This window comes from Streptomyces sp. NBC_01463, assembly GCA_036227345.1.
Taxonomy (GTDB): domain Bacteria; phylum Actinomycetota; class Actinomycetes; order Streptomycetales; family Streptomycetaceae; genus Streptomyces.
The window spans coordinates 769,983-785,757 of sequence record CP109468.1 but is presented as its reverse complement, the minus strand read 5'-3'; the positions used below and the strand labels follow the sequence as shown (position 1 = coordinate 785,757).

The 15,775-nt window shown below is 69.5% G+C and carries 15 protein-coding genes; 4 read left to right on the top strand and 11 right to left on the bottom strand.

The annotated features are described in order from the left end of the window. Positions 1-21 precede the first annotated feature (21 nt). From OG521_03410 to OG521_03385, 6 genes are all read right to left on the bottom strand, one after another. Complete coding sequence (locus OG521_03410) at positions 22-738, bottom strand: GntR family transcriptional regulator (protein ID WUW19880.1); 717 nt, start codon at positions 736-738, stop codon at positions 22-24. A gap of 146 nt (positions 739-884) precedes the next feature. Continuing rightward, complete coding sequence (locus OG521_03405) at positions 885-2,852, bottom strand: acetoacetate--CoA ligase (GenBank protein WUW19879.1); 1,968 nt, start codon at positions 2,850-2,852, stop codon at positions 885-887. Continuing rightward, complete coding sequence (locus tag OG521_03400; GenBank protein WUW19878.1) at positions 2,849-4,486, bottom strand: bifunctional 3-(3-hydroxy-phenyl)propionate/3-hydroxycinnamic acid hydroxylase; 1,638 nt, start codon at positions 4,484-4,486, stop codon at positions 2,849-2,851. Before OG521_03400 ends, OG521_03405 begins: the two co-directional genes overlap by 4 nt. Positions 4,487-4,497: 11 nt before the next feature. Continuing rightward, positions 4,498-5,460, bottom strand: a complete 963-nt coding sequence (locus OG521_03395) for a VOC family protein (protein WUW19877.1) — start codon at positions 5,458-5,460, stop codon at positions 4,498-4,500. A 53-nt stretch (positions 5,461-5,513) separates the two neighbouring features. Continuing rightward, positions 5,514-6,377, bottom strand: a complete 864-nt coding sequence (locus OG521_03390) for a fumarylacetoacetate hydrolase family protein (GenBank protein ID WUW19876.1) — start codon at positions 6,375-6,377, stop codon at positions 5,514-5,516. A gap of 377 nt (positions 6,378-6,754) precedes the next feature. Next, positions 6,755-7,453: a TetR/AcrR family transcriptional regulator gene (locus OG521_03385; protein ID WUW19875.1), complete on the bottom strand. Its 699-nt coding sequence runs from the start codon at positions 7,451-7,453 to the stop codon at positions 6,755-6,757. A gap of 57 nt (positions 7,454-7,510) precedes the next feature. On the opposite strand from OG521_03385, the gene OG521_03380 reads away from it, so the two are divergent. Then, entirely contained in the window at positions 7,511-7,837 is a 327-nt protein-coding gene (locus OG521_03380; protein ID WUW19874.1) for a hypothetical protein, read from the top strand. Between the two features lie 120 nt (positions 7,838-7,957). Here OG521_03380 and OG521_03375 read toward each other — a convergent pair whose 3' ends face one another. After that, positions 7,958-8,650, bottom strand: coding sequence for a hypothetical protein (locus OG521_03375; protein WUW19873.1), 693 nt, complete (start codon positions 8,648-8,650; stop codon positions 7,958-7,960). A 113-nt stretch (positions 8,651-8,763) separates the two neighbouring features. Between OG521_03375 and OG521_03370 the strand changes: the two genes are divergently transcribed. Continuing rightward, the gene (locus OG521_03370; GenBank protein ID WUW19872.1) at positions 8,764-9,414 is read left to right on the top strand and encodes a TetR/AcrR family transcriptional regulator; all 651 of its coding nucleotides are present in this window, start codon (positions 8,764-8,766) and stop codon (positions 9,412-9,414) included. 169 nt (positions 9,415-9,583) lie between these two features. On the opposite strand, the gene OG521_03365 is transcribed toward OG521_03370, so the two are convergent. The 3 genes from OG521_03365 to OG521_03355 all read right to left on the bottom strand — a co-directional run bounded on the left by OG521_03365 (position 9,584) and on the right by OG521_03355 (position 11,676). Continuing rightward, positions 9,584-10,033, bottom strand: a complete 450-nt coding sequence (locus OG521_03365) for a nuclear transport factor 2 family protein (protein WUW19871.1) — start codon at positions 10,031-10,033, stop codon at positions 9,584-9,586. Between the two features lie 166 nt (positions 10,034-10,199). Next, positions 10,200-10,751 (bottom strand): TetR/AcrR family transcriptional regulator, encoded by a 552-nt coding sequence (locus OG521_03360; GenBank protein WUW19870.1) that lies wholly within the window; start codon positions 10,749-10,751, stop codon positions 10,200-10,202. Between the two features lie 247 nt (positions 10,752-10,998). Continuing rightward, on the bottom strand, positions 10,999-11,676 hold the full coding sequence (locus tag OG521_03355; protein ID WUW19869.1) for an SGNH/GDSL hydrolase family protein: 678 nt from the start codon (positions 11,674-11,676) through the stop codon (positions 10,999-11,001). Positions 11,677-11,894: 218 nt separating this feature from the next. Between OG521_03355 and OG521_03350 the strand changes: the two genes are divergently transcribed. Then, positions 11,895-13,025 carry a hypothetical protein gene (locus OG521_03350; protein ID WUW19868.1) on the top strand — a complete coding sequence of 377 codons (1,131 nt, stop codon included), beginning with the start codon at positions 11,895-11,897 and terminating at the stop codon, positions 13,023-13,025. 90 nt (positions 13,026-13,115) lie between these two features. Here the strand turns inward: OG521_03350 and OG521_03345 are convergent, their stop codons facing one another. Next, on the bottom strand, positions 13,116-14,318 hold the full coding sequence (locus tag OG521_03345; protein WUW26561.1) for an IS110 family transposase: 1,203 nt from the start codon (positions 14,316-14,318) through the stop codon (positions 13,116-13,118). A 524-nt stretch (positions 14,319-14,842) separates the two neighbouring features. Here OG521_03345 and OG521_03340 point away from each other — a divergent pair. Next, positions 14,843-15,739, top strand: a complete 897-nt coding sequence (locus OG521_03340; GenBank protein WUW19867.1) for an alpha/beta fold hydrolase — start codon at positions 14,843-14,845, stop codon at positions 15,737-15,739. Positions 15,740-15,775: the final 36 nt, after the last annotated feature.

The following is a 15,775-nucleotide window of genomic DNA, read 5'->3' as shown; positions in this document are numbered from 1 at the left end:
CAGGCACTCGGAGGTGTTCGGTCAGCTGCTGGAGAGCTGATGCAGCGCCTCGCGATGGTGAAGTGCGGCCAGCAGTTCGGCCCGCTCCTCGTCCCGGTCGACCAGGGCGTCGAGCAGGCTGCGATGCTCGCGGAACCGCCGGCGGAAGGCCTCGGCGCGCTCCGGAGCGAGCTTGATCGTCAGATCGAGGCGCTCCTCGTCACTGAACGCGCGGGCCTGTTGCAACAGTCCTTCGAGGACCGGGTTGCCGACCGCCGCTTCCACCTGGTGGTGGAAGCGGCGCATGAGGCGATGGATGGCCACCAGCTTGTCGGTGGTGTCGGCGTGCGCCCCGTGTTCGGCCACGTCCTGCTCGATCTGTCCGACCAGGGCGTCGGCCCGCTCCAGCACGCCGGCCAGATCCGCGAGCTGGGCATCGGTGGCGTTCCGTGCGGCAAGGCGGGCCATGAGCGCCGACAGCCGCACCTCGGCCTCCACGATCTCCGAACGCGCGGAAGCCGAGTGGTCGGCGATCCGCAGCGCCCGGGTCCCGACGCGCTCCACCACCTTCTCGTGCACCAGCTGACGCAGTGCCTCACGCACGGGCGTGGGGCTGACCCCCAGGCGGGCGGCGAGATCGCGTTCGGTGATCTTCTCGCCCGGTTGCAACGATCCCTCACGGACGGCGGCGCGAAGCCGCCGGTAGGCCTGGTCGGCCAACGACGTCGTCTCCATGGGGCTGAGGGCATCGGAACTCATGCACGCAACATTGACTCCGCTATAGCAAATAGTCAATGGGTGTGTCGGGTGCGATCGGCGTGGCTGCGTTCGTACCGGCCGTGCGTGCCACCGCACGGGCGATCTCGCGGCAGTTGCAGAGCACCGAGACCGTCCGGTGAGCGGTGCTATCGGGCGAAGCGGCTGAAGTACGCGAGGGCGTCGATGTCGTCGACGGCCTCGCGACCGGCCACCTTGCCGATCGGCGCACCCTGGAGAAGACGCTTGACGGGCACCTCCAGCTTCTTGCCTGTCCGGGTGTGAGGCACGGCCGGCACGGCCAGGATGTCGTCGGGGACGTGCCGGGGCGATGCCCGCGTTCGGATGGCGGTGCCGATTCGGTCGCGCAGCGCGTCGGTGAGTTCGTGGCCGACTTCCATGACGACGAACAGCGGCATCCAGTAGGTGCCGTCGGCGAGTTCCGCCCCGATGACCAGGCTCTCCTGGATGCCGGGCAACTCGTCGACGACCGCGTAGATGTCGGCGCTGCCGAGCCGTACGCCCTGCCGGTTGAGGGTGGAGTCGGAGCGGCCGGAGACGACGACGCTGCCGTGCGACGTACGGGTCATCCAGTCACCGTGGCGCCAGGCACCCGGATAGGAGGCGAAGTAGGCGTCACGGTAGCGGGAGCCGTCGGGGTCGTTCCAGAAGTACAGGGGCATCGACGGCAGCGGCCGGGTGACCACGAGTTCGCCCACCTCGTCGGTCACGGGACGGCCGTCCTCGTCCCAGGCCTCCAACGCGACACCGAGCACCGGGGCGGAGATCTCACCCGCCCAGACCGGGGTGGTGGGCGCGCTCCCGGCGAATCCGCTGACGATGTCGGTTCCCCCGCTCGTGGAAGAGACCTGGACATGTGCGCCGACGTGGTCACGGACCCAGTAGTAGGGCTGTGCAGGGAGTGGGGCTCCGGTGCAGCCGAGGCCCCGCAGAGCGGAAAGGTCGAGGTCACGACCTGGTTCTAGGCCCGCCTTCGCGGAGGCGAGGAGATATCCGGGACTCACGCCGAGCACGGCCGCGCGGTGTTCCGCCGCGAGGTCCCACAGCCGACCGGGCTCCGGATACGTGGGGCTGCCGTCGTACAGCACGACGGTGGCGCCGATCAGCAGGCCGGAGACCACCAGGTTCCACATCATCCAGTTCGTGGTGGTGTACCAGAAGAACCGGTCGCCGGGACTCAGGTCGAGATGCAGACCGAGCAGCCGGTGATGGTCCAGCAGCACTCCGCCGTGCCCGTGCACGATTCCCTTCGGCGTGCCCGTCGTCCCGGAGGAGAAGAGCACCCACAGGGGTGCGTCGAACGGTAGCTGCTCGAAGACGGGCTGCTCCGAACCCCCGGTCACCTCGGCCCAGTCGGACACCTGAGCGTCATCGTCCACGGGAAGTCCGAGGCACGGCACGCGGACGGTGTGCCGCACGGTGGGCAGGGCGGCGCGCAGCGCGTCCGATTCGGCACGGCGATCGTGTTCCTTGCCGTTCCAACGGTAGCCGTCGGCGGCGAACAGGATGACGGGTTCCAGCTGCGCGAAGCGTGTCGCGGCGCCGGGAGCCCCGTAGTCCTGCCCGCAGGCTGACCATACGGCTCCGATGCTGGCCGCGGCGAGGAACGCGACGACGGTGTGCGTGGTGTTGGGCAGGTATCCGACCACCCGGTCGCCGACCGTCACGCCGTTGCGGCGCATCCAGGCCGCCAAGGAGCCGACCTGACGCCGGAGTTCGTCCCGCCCGGTGCGGGTGGTGGTGCCGTCCTCGCCGACCGAGAGGATCGCCGGATGCGGTCCCTCGTCGCGCAGGGCGTGTTCGGCGTAGTTGAGCCGCGCGCCGGAGAACCAGCGGGTGGCCGGCATGGGCGCCTCGTCGAGGACTTCGTCGTACGGGGTGCTCGAGCGCAGGTCGAAGAATTCCCACACCGCCGACCAGAACCCGGCGAGATCGTCCACCGACCATTCCCACAGCGACCGGTAGTCGGCGTGCGCCGTACCGGTACGGATCGCGACGAACTCGGTGAAGCGGGCGATACGCGAGTGGGCGGCGGTGGCCGGGTCGGGGGTCCAGACCGGTGCCGGGGGAGAAGGGTTCCCGTCTGTCGTGTTCATACGCCGCCTGCCAGGGCCGAGGAGCCGGGTACCGCCTCTGTCGGGACGGAGGGGGAGGAGAGCTGGTGCCGGAGACCGGTGACCAGGGCCGCCAACTCCTGCGGGGTGCCTGCCGTGCCGTAGACGTAGTGGTCGGGGCGGATCACCACGCCCATGTGTCCCGCTGCCGCCAGGTGCGGCAGATAGACGTCGTCGACGTCGAAGGCGGCGACCTCCGCGGCGGCTTCGGCACCTTCGGGGGCCAGTTGCAGCAGTCGGGCACCGATGCGGTCGAGGAAGGCGAGCTGCTCAGCCGTGAGGACGGTGCGGGGGTCGGCGGTGGAGGCCACCACGAAGCCGTGCCCGACCACCTCGTCCAGCAGGCCGGTACGGCCGCGGTGACGGACGCGTGCCTGCATGCTGAGCACCCCGGCCGACGGATCCGGCCCCTGCGCGCCCCCTGAGATGATGCCGTGGGGGAGCGTGGACGGGGGCAGCGGAGGCAGGATGCGCTCCGGGTCCGCTCCGAGCCCGATCATGCCGGCGTCCCGCCCGGCTGCGGCGTCGGCGTCGGTGACGCAGATGACCTTGCCGAGTTCGACGGACTTGGCGATGGCGTGCTGGACGTGGGCGCCGCGTTCGCCGCCGTAGGTGTCCAGCACCGCCGGATCGGCCTCGCCCTTGAGAACGAGACCGAGCTTCCAGGCGAGGTTGGCCGCGTCGCGGATGCCCGAGCACATGCCCTGCCCGGCGAAGGGCGGCATCAGGTGGGCTGCGTCGCCCGCGAGGAGCAGCCGGCCCGAGCGCCAGATGTCCGCCCACTGCGCCTGGAAGGTGTAGACGGCGTGCCGTTCCAGGGTGCAGTTGTCCGGAGTGAGGTCCCAGGGCTCCAGGAGACTCCAGGCGGTGGCTTCGGTGTTGAGCTGCTCCACCGTCTCTCCCGGCATGCGCATGAACTCCCACCGCCTGCGCCCGGGTCCTCCGGAGACGACGGTGGTGGGCCTGGCCGGGTCGCAGATCTGGAGGTTGACGGGGTTCCAGACACGTTCCTCGTGCGGATGGACGTCGACGATCAGCCAGTCGTAGAAGAAGCCGAGGTCGAGCATTCCGGTCGGCATGTGGGTGCGCACGAAGCTGTTGGCTCCGTCGCTGCCGACGACCCACGGTGCGGTGAAGTGGTTCTCGTCCCCGTGGGTGTCGCGGGTGGTGATGTGTACGCCCTCGGCCCTCTCGACGAGGCCGACGGCTTCGTGGCCACGCAGGATGGTGATCGCCCGGTCCGCTTCGGCGGTTTCGACGAGGGCCCTCTCCAGGTCAGGCTGGTACATCATCGACGCGGTGGGCCAGCCGGACGGGCCGAGCATGGACCAGTCGAATCGCAGCAGTGTCTCGCCGGCGGCGTTGCGCCACTCGTAGGTGTCGGCGGGCTCGGTGAGGTCCCTGAGCCGGTCGCCGAGTCCGGCGCCGGCCAGCAGGCGTGCGACCTCGTCGTCGAAGTGCACGGCACGAGGGCGGGGGTAGGGGGAGGGCCACCGTTCGAGAACGGTCACCGTCCACCCGTCGCGCGCCAGGAGGAGGGCACACGCCAGGCCGACCGGGCCGGCTCCGACCACCAGGACGTCGCTGTCCGTGGTGCGGTCCGATTGAGGGGTCATGTCGGGGGCTCCTACTTGGCGGGGGCGGCGTGGGCGCCCGTCATGAGTTCCGCGAGGTCCTCGGGCGCGAGGAAGGACGGCGGCGGGGGCGGCCCCCAGGCCCACAGGGCCTTCGCGCCCTCCCACTCGCTCGGCTTCCACAGCGCGTCGTCGACGATGCAGTCCAGATCGGAGTAGTACTCGGAGAAGGTGCCGGCCGGGTCCTTGAGGTACCAGAAGAAGTTGGAGCCGATGAAATGCCGTCCGAGGCCCCAGGTGTGCCGGCCGGGATCGGCCTCCAGCATGGCCGTCGCACCCCGGCCCACCTCGTCGACGTCGTCGACCTGCCAGGACGTGTGGTGCAGAAAGGCCACCGGCGCCTGCTGGACCAGCACGTTGTGGTGGTCGCTGGAGCAGCGCATGAAGGCGGCCAGGCCACGGACGGTGTCGCTGACCTTGAAGCCGATCCCTTCCTGGAAGAACCGCTGCGAGAACTCCTGTGCGGTGGAACCGAGCACGACATGTCCCAGCTTGCGCGGCCTGACGGGGGTCTCCCGCAGGATGCCCGGGGCGCGCTCGTGCAGGCGTGCGCTGACCCCCGGGGTGTTGTACGGCGGCGGCGGTGTGGCCGCCTGCTCGTAGCGGGGCGCGAGCTCGACGCGGACCAGCAGCTCGGTGCCGGGGTCGACGGCGGAGACGGTGGCCGGGGTTCGGTCGACGGGGACGCCGAGTTTCGACAGGGAGGCCGCGACCCGGTCGAGGTCGTCCGGGTCGTCCGCGCCGACGCCCAGCTCGACCAGGCGCCGACGGGGCGAGTGCACGATGCGCAGCTGCTCACCGCCGTCCACGGTGGAGAAGCCGACTCCGCCCACGGGTGCGGCGACGGTGTTCAGCGGGCCGGTGCTGGGGGTCAGGCCGAATTCCTCGTAGTAGGCGGCGGTCTGTTCGACGTTCGGTACGCCCATCACGATCTGGGTCAAGCGGTGCAGTGGCATGGTGGCCGGCTTTCTTCAGACGGACTGTTTCTCTCGGGGACAGGCGCGGTGGTTCAGGAGGACAGCATCGGGTTGCGGAGCTCGCCGAGCCCCTCGATCCAGCTGACGAGGACGTCACCGGGCGCGAGGAACTTCTGCGGGGTACGGGCTCCGCCAACGCCGGCGGGAGTGCCGGTGAAGATGAGGTCACCGGGCAGCAGCGGACACACGGCGGACAGGCGGACGATCAGCTCCGGGACGTCGAAGATCATGGTGGAGGTGCGGCTCTTCTGCAGCACCTCCCCGCCCTCCAGCGTGCACCCGATCTCCAGGTCGTCCGGGTCGGCGAGCTCGTCCACGGTCACCAGTTCGGGGCCGGTGGGAGCGAAGCCGGGGTACGACTTGCCCAGGGAGAACTGGGGCGCGGGCCCGGTGAGCTGGAGCCGCCGCTCGGACAGGTCCTGGCCCACGGTGACTCCGGCGACATGGGACCAGGCGGTCTCGCGGCTGGCCAGGTGGCAGCGGCGTCCGATGACCACGACGAGCTCGACCTCCCAGTCGACCAGCCCTTCGGGCAGGGTGACCGGCCGGTCGTGCCCGGTGAGCGAGGTGGCGAACTTGGTGAAGACGGCGGGCTCGTCGGGGATGGACAGCCCGGACTCGATCACGTGGTCGCGGTAGTTCAGCCCGACGGCGAAGACCTGGGCCGGGCGCGGGACCGGAGGCCCCCACACCACGCCGTCACCCGGTGCGGGACGCAGCCCGGAATCCGCCTGCCCGTCGCGCACGAGTTCGTGCGCCCACCGGGAGAAGGCCTCCCAGTCGTCGAACGCCTGCTGCGGGTCCGGGCCGAACCGACCGCCGCTCGCCTCGGCGACGTCGAGAAGGCCACCGGGGCGGCTCAGGGTCAGCCGTCCGTCGATGTTCGCCACACGCATGGGTACTCCCGCTGTTTCGTGCGCTGTCGCGCGCTCTGCATCTGGAACCCAGTGTTCACAGGGCTTCTCACGAATGCAATAGATTAGCGATAATCTCGCTCCTTGGCTTTTTTCGGTTACGGTCGGCGGCCATGCCGGGAGAGCGGCCGGCGCGAGCAGCCGGGGGCGCGCAGATCCGGGAGGTGGTTCTCCGGGGAGTGCAGAGCCCCTGGGGGCCTGGTCGGGCGCGCCGGGCGTTTCGAGGTCGGTCGGTCCGTTGTTCGGGGAGCGCGGATCCGCCTGGCCGGGCAGGGGTGTTGACTGCCGAGCCCGGGGCCTCGGGCGACGGTGATGGCTGGTCTCGCTTGCAGTGGCGGCTGGGGGAGGGGCGACGTGCCTCAGCGGGTGGGGCCCGCCCATCGGCGGGCGATCTGCTGGACCTCGGCTTCACTCAGTACGACACCGAGGTCATCGGCGGCCGACTGCGGGCGCAGTGAGCTGATGATCAGCTCCAGGTAGCGGCTGTAGGCATCCGGGCGAACCGGAGAGATCCGGTGTGCGAACTCCGTGAGCATCAGCATGATCATGACCAGGTCGGCGACCGTCAGATCGGGACGCACCGCGCCCTCCCGCTGGGCGCGCTGGAGAAGCTGCACCAGCCGCGGCGCCAGGCCATCACGCAGCGCGTCGGCGCGCCGCCGACCGTGCCCGGAGCTGAAAACGATGTCGCGCAGCCCGCGGTCGGCGACGTTCATGGCCACCGCCTGCCGCATGACGTGAGTCAGCCCCTCCCAGGCCGTGGCCGCGGCCAGGCCGTGGTCCACCAGCGCCGTCAACTCCGTGAAGCGGTCACCGAGTGCGGCGTCGACGAGGACCTGTTTGTCGGGGAAGTGGCGGTAGATCGTGCCGATGCCGACACCTGCGTGGTGAGCGATCTCGTTCAGGCCGGCTCCGACGCCCTGGGCGGCGAACACCTCGCGCGCGGCATCGATGATCCGCCCTCGGTTGCGCGCGGCGTCGCGTCGCGGCGCGCGTCCGGCGGACGTGACGCCGGACGGCTCGTCGTCCTGCCCCTGTGAGCCCTCGGTCGATGTCACGCCACCATCCGAGCCGCTGCGTTCGGCTGGATCGCCATCGACGTGATGGTCGGGATCATGACGCTCAACCTCGTGCCCGACGACATCTACATGCCGATGCGTCTCGGTGACCACGTCATTGCGGCCACGTGGCTGATCACCGTCTCCTTGCTCTCCGGGCCCGTTCTGTTCAGGAACCCCGGAATCCTCACCGGTGTCTGGCTGGCCCTCTTCAGCTTCTTCGGCGCCCACCTGCCGATCGCCCTGCTCGGGCCTCCCGGCAGTCTGGTCGTCGTCTGGCTCGTCATGGCCGGCTCGTACCGGCTGGATCCCCTGGGCGGCCTCACCCGAGGCGCGCGTGACCCGCTTGCGACGGGGACTTCCCCGGGCGTCGCCGGCAGCTGAGGTCGCGGTCCGGGTCCGTGTCCGAGAGGACCGAGAGGCGGTACGCGAAGGGATCTCCTCGCGTGGAGATCCCTTCGCCGGTGTGCCGGGCCGCCCCGGCTCCGCCTGGGACGCGCTTCCTCAGGCGGCGGCAGCCGCTGCGGCGACGATCCAGTTCCTGAACTCGACGGCGTAGTGCCGAAGGTGGTGCTCCAGGACCTCGTCCGGGCACGTGATGGGGAAGTACACCGTCAGGTTCGCCGTGAAGCCTTCGGCGGTGTCACCGAACTGGATCAGTGCCCGCCCGACGACCGTGCCGTCGGCCAGGAAGAGATTCGAGGACATCTTGCGCGGGAACTCGGCCTCCGGGAGGAGCTCCTCCGCGTCCGTGGCCCAGGCCAGGGCTGCCGTTCCCCAGCCACCCATGTAGAAGTCGGCGACGTGGGGGCCGATGTTCTCCACCACGCGCGCTCCGATGGAATCGGTGCCCATCACGTAGTGCTCGGGGTGGGCCGCGAGAAGGGGGCGCTCGTCGCCGTTGAACGCCTTGTCCATCCAGTCCAGGAACACGCCCGAGGTGAGTCCCTGTGTGGTGAGCACCGTCGTGCCGGGCTTGAACTTCCCTTCGGACGTGCGGGCGCTCTCGCGCAGGAAGGCGTTGCCTTCCTCGATGTCCTCGGCCAGGAGGTCGAGCAGGCCCTGGCGTCCCAGCCGCGTCCTGAAGCGGTCAAGGGCGCGGCGGGCGTAGAACAGCTCGAAGTCGTCGATGCTCCCGCCGGTGGGCCCTGACTCGAGCGTCACGGTCACGGGCGATGGCGTCTGGTTGTCGGTCACTCTCGAACCTCCATAGAATGCGAATGTGAATTCATGTTCGCATTAAGGTACGCGCAGGAGTGAGCGACTTGTCAAGGGGATCCGCTGAGACCGCCGCCGATACGATGCGTGACATGACCGAGGAGCCAGATCGTCCACCGCTCTACCGAGAGCCCCGGCAGGCGCGCAGCGCGGCGACCTTGGCCCGCGTACTGCAGGCGGCCGAGGAGATCGCCTCCTCATCCGGCCTGGAGGAAATGACGATCTCCGGTGTCGCGGAACGCGCCGGTGTCTCGGTCGGCACGATCTACCGCCGCTTCGACGACAAGGAGCAGCTGGTCACCGCCCTGGCCGAGCGGATGCTGGAACGCCGCGAGGCGTACGTCGCCGAGCGGCTGCGCACAGCCGAGCCGTCGCTCTCCGGCGTCATGGACACCTACGCGCACGCCCTGCTGCAGTCCTTCGCCGAAGGCAACAAGCTCTTCCCCGAGCTGCTGCGCGCACGGGGAGCCAAGGCGCTGGACCGCGGGGCCCATGCCATCGCCGAGATCCACCGCCTCCTGATCGAAGCCGCAACCCCCTATGCCGGCCAGGTCAGGCGCTCCGACCCGCAAGCGGCCCTGGACGCCGCTGCTCGCGCCCTCCTCGGCGCCTGCTTCCACAACTCGGTGCGCCCCGACCCCATCACCGGCGAGGTCGCTCTGCGTCGGTACGCGGACGAACTCGGCGACATGGCGATGGCCTACCTCGTCACTCCCGACCGCGACCGGACTGCCCGCTCCTGAGTCGCTGACGCAGGCCGTGCGGTGAGCGCCCGTTCCTTCCGCGCAAGAACCAACAGGAGGCGCGGGCCGGTGCGCGCTGTCGCGCCGGCTCGGCATGTTCACGCACACCGACGTGGGTTCGAAGCCGCGTCGTAACGAGCGGTCGTGACCACTGGGTTTGCAGGCGCTCTCAGTCTGTCGGCGCGGACGCGGCGCAGGCGTCGGCGATGGCTTGCGTGTCCCAGTAGAACGGACGGACCTCGGTGATCCGCCCTCCCTTGACCGTGATCGTTTGCAGGATCGGGAAGCTGAGTTCACGGCCGGTCGCACGGGCGCGAGCACGGACCTGAGTGAGCACGACCGCAGTCTCGCCGGTGGCGAGAAACTCCTGCTCCACCATGTGGAACGTTTCCCAGGCCCGTCCCATCGCAAGGAAGAACCGCGTCATTCCGTGGTGCCCACGCCAAGTACCTCCGTACGGCAGAGCATCCGCTTGATGCAGCTCGACGTCCGGCGCGAAGAAGGGGGCGAGCAAGTCGAACGAAGCCTCGCCAGGGCCTCCGGCCGCCAGGTACTGCGCCTCAGCTGCGTACATGCCGGTGAGCACTGTCACTGAGTCTGTTGTGGATGACATCGTCATGCCGCCAGCATGATCAGCGACGACGCGTCCTGCTCGCGGGAATCAGACATCGTTGTACGGCAGGGGCAACACTTTCGCGAGTCGGCCGGTACCGCCTTTGGATGGGAGCCGCGACGAGGCTGACCCCCGCGGCCGCTCAGGCACTCCCTCCGTGTACCCGGTGGTGTCAGCGCGGAGCCTCCAGGAGCCCGTCGATGATGTGGCGCGCCTTGCCCACTGCTTCCGCGTCGCCCGACTGCAGGGCCGTGTTGGCGGCGCAGAGCAGGGCGTCGATCTGGAAGACGGTGAGCTCGACGTCGAGTTCGGCGACCTCGCCGGACTCCACGGCCTTGCGCAGTTCGGTCGCGATGACTTCGCGCCACTCCCGCTGATCATGGAACAGCGCGTCGTGGACCGGACCCTCCCGGCTGTCGAACTCGGCGAGATTCGCCACTCGGAAGCACCCGCCTTCGAACAGGGGGGTCTCTGCGTAGACGACCCAGTGGTCCAGCAGTGCGCGCAGGCGGGGGATGCCTGCGGGGGCTGTCCTCGCAGGGCGGATCACGGCGTCGATGAACATCTCGCGCGCGAACTCCACGGTCGCGAGCTGCAGGCTCTCCTTGGTCTTGAAGAGGGTCTGGATCCCCGCCTTGCTGTGACCTGTATCGGCGGCGAGCCGGCCGAAGCTGACTCCGCCGAGACCCTCCAGCGAAGCGATGTCGACCGCCCGGCGAAGCACCGTCCCGCGTGTCCGGGCTCCGCGCAGGAGACGCTTGTCCGTGACTTCCGACTGAATCCCCTCCGAGGCCAGGTGGGACAGACGCGATGCGGCTTCGCCGGCTCGGGAGCTCGTCGGCTCCTCAGCACTGCCCGTACGGTCGATCGTAGCCTGTTCGACCCGGGTCATCGGGCCCATGCAGGCCGGCCCCGGAAGCGCTGAAGTGATGTCGCGTCGAGCGGGACGAACTTGACGGACAGCTCGTCGGTCAGTCCCGTTGCGTACGGCTCAGCACGTGAGCCAGCTCCTTGACCATCTCGGTCGCCAATACGGCCTGCCCTGAGGCCGAGAAGTGGATGCGATCCTCGCTGAGCAGGTCTTCCCGTGCGTTGACCGGGTGGTCCCACATGTCGACGACAACGGCCCGGTACTCGGCGGCCAGTGCGCGGGTGATGTCGTTGACCCTGACCACTCGCTCCGTCCAGTCCGGGAAGGCCGGAACGACGTAGGCCCTGCCCAGGGTGAAAGTGGTCAGCTGAGCCCCGGTCCGGGACGCCAGGGCGTACATGCGCCGCAGCAGTTGCTCGATCCGGTCGAAGTCCGGCTGCCGGCGCACGAGGTCGTTCGCCCCGCACGGCAGGTGCACCAGGTCCGGGCCGAACTCGTACAGGCGATCGATCTGCTTGTCGAGGGTCTGTTCCGTGGTGGCGCCGACCTCGGCCGTATTCAGATACGTCAGATCCGGCCGCACCCGGCGAAGGACCGACGCCAATCTGTCGGGCCAGCCCGCGTTCGTGTATCCGGGGCTCGGGCCCCCCGTGCCTGCCGACAGGCTGTCGCCGATCACCGCGAATCGGCTCCAGGGGGCGTCGAACAGAAGCGCCGCCGCGTCCAGGGGCTGGAGGCAGTACGGATCGGACTCCTCGGTGAGCTGCGTCAGAGACATGAGAAAAGAATACGTACGGTCGTATGTGATAGCAAGGTGTCCGACACCGCTCGACCGGCACATGTGGCAGGCCGGGAATCGCTGGGCCCTGCCTGCGTCGACGTGGCTGCACCCAACCTTTTCGGGGAGGGGGCGCAACCTTTTCGGCGGTTGAGCGCACTGAGGTCAATGACAGAAAGCACAGCACCCCATTCGCTTCGATCCGAGGATGTCCCCTCATGCTCCTTTCCCCGCTGCGGGCGGCAATCGCCCTTGCCGTCGGGCTGACGGCGGTCGTCGGCACCGCCGTCTCACCCGCTGCCGCTGCACGCACCTCCCACTGGCGGGACGTCAGTCCGCCGGCGAGCGACGGGAGTGTCCTGTTCGACGTCGAGACCGCCGGAGGTGCGACCTGGGCGGTCGGAATGAGCAGAGACGCCACCACCGGGTCCAGCGCACCGCTGGCGATGCGCTGGAGCCGCACTGGCTGGCAGACGCCCCCGCAGCCGGCCGACGAGGGCCGCCTGGAGGATGTTGCCGTCGGTGCGCCCGATGAGGTGTGGGCCGTCGGCACCCGTAACGACGCAGCGAGCGGAACGGGATCGAAGGAGGCGCGTGCCTTCCTTGAGCGCTGGAACGGCTCTGCGTGGAGCGAGACCGCCTTGCCGTTCCCGGAGGGTGCGAGCTGGACGTCCCTGTCCGCCGTCGATGTGGACGCGGGCGGATCGGTGTGGGTGAACGGCGGCTACGTCGATACGGCGGGGGAGTACGTACCGGCCCTGTTTCGCGGCGACGCGGCCGGGGGCGGCGCCTGGAAGCGGCTGCCCGCGGACACCGGGCTCACCTGGGTCTCCCAGCTGGAGGCGGGCCCGGGCGGCATCGTCTACGCCATCGGTGACGGGGTCTCGCGCTTCGACGGCACGTCATGGACCAAGCAGAGCCTGCCGCCCGCACTCGGCGAGGCGTTGTTCGACGGCCTCGAGATGCGGACGGGGAACGACGTCTGGGCCGTCGGCCACATTCGGGACGAGAACCTGTGGCGGCGTCCGGTGATCGTGCGTTACGACGGTCATGCGTGGCGCACCGTCCGCACCCCCGCCGAGACGGGCCAGCTCTACGACATCGCCTTCGACCGCTCCGGCAGCCCAGTGGTGGTGGGTGAGACGGCAGATCCCGCCGTCAACCCGGCCGGCAACTACGTCCTGACCCCTGGCCCGCACGGCGTCCTCACCCGTACCGAAGAACCGTCCGGAGCCGGATACCTCTACAGCGCCGCGACCGACGCGGCGGGCCGTATGTGGACCGTGGGCGGTACGGCCGGCGCGGAAGGCGGCATCTCTCCGTCGGCATACGCGGGCATCCGCCGCTGACCCGGACAGTGTGAGCGCCACACCCGAGCCGGATGTGGCGTGCAGGTCCACTTGACCTGGGCTCGGGGGGGGGTGCCCCTATGGGTTTGGTCAAGCTGATGGGGCGGGTTGAGGGTCGTAGAAGGTCCCGTCCCTGAGCATCGCGAAGAGCACGTCGGCTCGTCGTCTCGCGAGGCAGAGGAGGGCTTGGGTGTGGTGCTTGCCCTGGCTGATCTTCTTGTCGTAGTAGGTGCGGGAGGCCGGGTCGGCCAGGGCGGCGAACGCGGAGAGGAAGAAGGCCCGTTTGAGCTGCTTGTTTCCTCGGCGGGATGGTTGCTCGCCGCGGATCGAGGAGCCCGAACTTCGGGTTGCTGGAGCGAGGCCGGCGTAGGCGGCGAGGTGGGCGGCGGAGGGGAACGAACTGCCGTCGCCGACGTCGATGAGGATCCTGGCTCCGGTCCTGACGCCGATCCCCGGCATGGACGTCAGGACCTTGGAAAGAGGGTGGTTCTTCAACACTTCCTCGATCCGCGCGGCCAAGAGTTTGCGCTGGCCAAGGACGGCGGTGAGTGAGCCGGCCAGGCTCGGGACGATCAGCGCGGCCGCCTCCGTGCCCGGGACAACGACGGCCTGTTCGTCCAGCGCGGTGAAGATGTCTTCGACCAGCCGCTCGGCCATCCTCGGCGCTTTGGGACGTATCAACGTGATCAGCCGTCGGCGCCCGGCCTTGCGGATCTGGGCCGGGGACCCGAACCGTTCCAGCAGCATCAGAACGGCCGGGTGCTGGATCCGTGGACCGAGGACTCGTTCCAGATGCGGGTGGATTTGTGTCAGCAGGCCGCGAAGCCGGTTGCTGATCCGGGTGGCCTCGCCGGCCAGGTCGTCGTCGAACCCCACGATCATCTCCAGCTCGGCGATGGTCTCGTCCTCGAGATCGACCGAGCGAAGGGTGTGCGGCATGACGCGGGCCGCGTCCGCGATGACGAATGCGTCGCGGGCGTCGGTCTTGGCCTCGCCGGGATAGAGATCGGCGATCCGTCGCATCGTCAGCCCGGGCAGATAGGCGACCGGGCAGCCCATGTCCCTTGCCACCGCCAGCGGCAGAGCGCCGATGGAGGCCGGCTGATCGACCACGACGAGCACGGTTCCGTGCTTGGCCTGCAGTTTCCCGAAGACCTCTCGGAGCCTGGGTTCGCTGTTGGGCAGTCGTTTGTCGAAAGCCTTCTTCCCGGCCGGTGTGACGGCGGTGGCGTGGTGTTCGCCCTTGCCGACGTCCAGGCCGAGGAAGGCACCGATCTCGCTGGTGTCGATCACGTTCGTCCTCCGGTCGTCCCCACCCGGCCGTCCCACGGCACCGATCGCCACATCCACATTACGAAGAGCCTCCCGACCTGCGAAAAGGCCGGTGGTCATGCCCCTAATCAGCGGTCTGTCGATGCCTCCGGAGCCGGTGACACCACCCCCCAGGCCATGCGTTCGACAGGGGGAGAAAGTCATGCCGACTCCGGAGGCCGGGCGCCCCATTGCGGGGCAACCAAAACGGTAATGGGGGGCGGAATCCAGGAGGAGGCGATGTCGCGCTGACCCGGCGCGACTGCGGACAGGTCAGGAGCCGGTGCCTCCGACTCGGCCTGGACGCATCGTCCGGGTGTGCCCGCGCTCTCGGATCGTCGACGGCGCGGCCGGTCCCGTGCAGGGGCGGCCGTCGCCGTCGCCGGTTCGATCGCCAGGTTTAGCGCCGCTCAACCTGGGCTTAGGTATGGGGCGTTGTCGGCGGCCGCTGCCGGCTGCGAGCGTGGGGGGATCACCGTTCCGGTCCTCTTCGAAGGAGTTCTGACGTGCCCGTGTGTGAACAGGTGGCTTTCGCCGGCGGCAACGGCAAGCTCGCCGGGCGTCTGTTTCTGTCCGATTCAGGTTCTGACGCGACCGATCCCGTGGCAGCTGTCCTGGTCGCCGGGACCTGGACGTCGGTCAAGGAGCAGATGGCCGACCGCTACGCCGAGGAGCTGGCCCGGCGTGGCTTCGCGGCGCTGTCCTTCGACTTCACCGGATACGGCGAGTCCGAGGGCGTGCCGCGCGACTACGAGTCCGCGGCGCTGAAGATCCGCGACCTGCGAGGGGCGGCCGACTTCCTGGGCGGCCATCCTGCCGTCGCCGGCACGGGACTCGGCGTACTGGGCGTGTGCGCGGGGGCGATGTACGCGAGCGCATTCGCCGCCGAGGACTCCCGGGTACGGTCCCTCGCGCTGGTGGCGCCGTGGCTGCACGACCGCCGCATCTGCGACGAGAACTACGGCGGCCCGGAGGGCGTGGAGGCGAAGAAGGCCGCGGCGGCCGCGGCCCGGCACCAGTACGAGGAGACCGGGGAGGTCGCCTACGTTCCGGTGGTCAGCGGAAGTGACCCTGACGCGGCCATGCCCTTCGACATCGACTTCTATCTCAATCCCGGGCGCGGCGGGATCGAGCAGTGGCCCAAACGGTACGCCGTCATGGCCTGGACCGAGTGGCTGGACTTCGACGCCATTGCCCTCGCCCCGCGGCTCACGGCACCGACACTGCTGGTGCACAGCGAGGGCGCCGCGATCCCCGACGGCGCCCGCCGCTTCCACGCCGCCCTGGCAGGAGCCTCGGAGTTCCTGTGGACCGAGGGCGAACAGTTCGACTTCTACGACCAGCCGCGGCAGGTCGCGTTCGCCGCCGACGCGACCGCCGAACACTTCGCCCGCACGCTGTGAACACCACAACCCCCGCCACCACCGTCCGGAGGTCCC

Coding starts and splice junctions, on each gene's coding strand:
- OG521_03410 (WUW19880.1), bottom strand. CDS start 738: ATGAGTTCCGATGCCCTCAGCCCCATGGAGACGACGTCGTTGGCCGAC.
- OG521_03405 (WUW19879.1), bottom strand. CDS start 2,852: ATGAACACGACAGACGGGAACCCTTCTCCCCCGGCACCGGTCTGGACC.
- OG521_03400 (WUW19878.1), bottom strand. CDS start 4,486: ATGACCCCTCAATCGGACCGCACCACGGACAGCGACGTCCTGGTGGTC.
- OG521_03395 (WUW19877.1), bottom strand. CDS start 5,460: ATGCCACTGCACCGCTTGACCCAGATCGTGATGGGCGTACCGAACGTC.
- OG521_03390 (WUW19876.1), bottom strand. CDS start 6,377: ATGCGTGTGGCGAACATCGACGGACGGCTGACCCTGAGCCGCCCCGGT.
- OG521_03380 (WUW19874.1), top strand. CDS start 7,511: ATGACGCTCAACCTCGTGCCCGACGACATCTACATGCCGATGCGTCTC.
- OG521_03370 (WUW19872.1), top strand. CDS start 8,764: ATGACCGAGGAGCCAGATCGTCCACCGCTCTACCGAGAGCCCCGGCAG.
- OG521_03365 (WUW19871.1), bottom strand. CDS start 10,033: ATGACGATGTCATCCACAACAGACTCAGTGACAGTGCTCACCGGCATG.
- OG521_03355 (WUW19869.1), bottom strand. CDS start 11,676: ATGTCTCTGACGCAGCTCACCGAGGAGTCCGATCCGTACTGCCTCCAG.
- OG521_03350 (WUW19868.1), top strand. CDS start 11,895: ATGCTCCTTTCCCCGCTGCGGGCGGCAATCGCCCTTGCCGTCGGGCTG.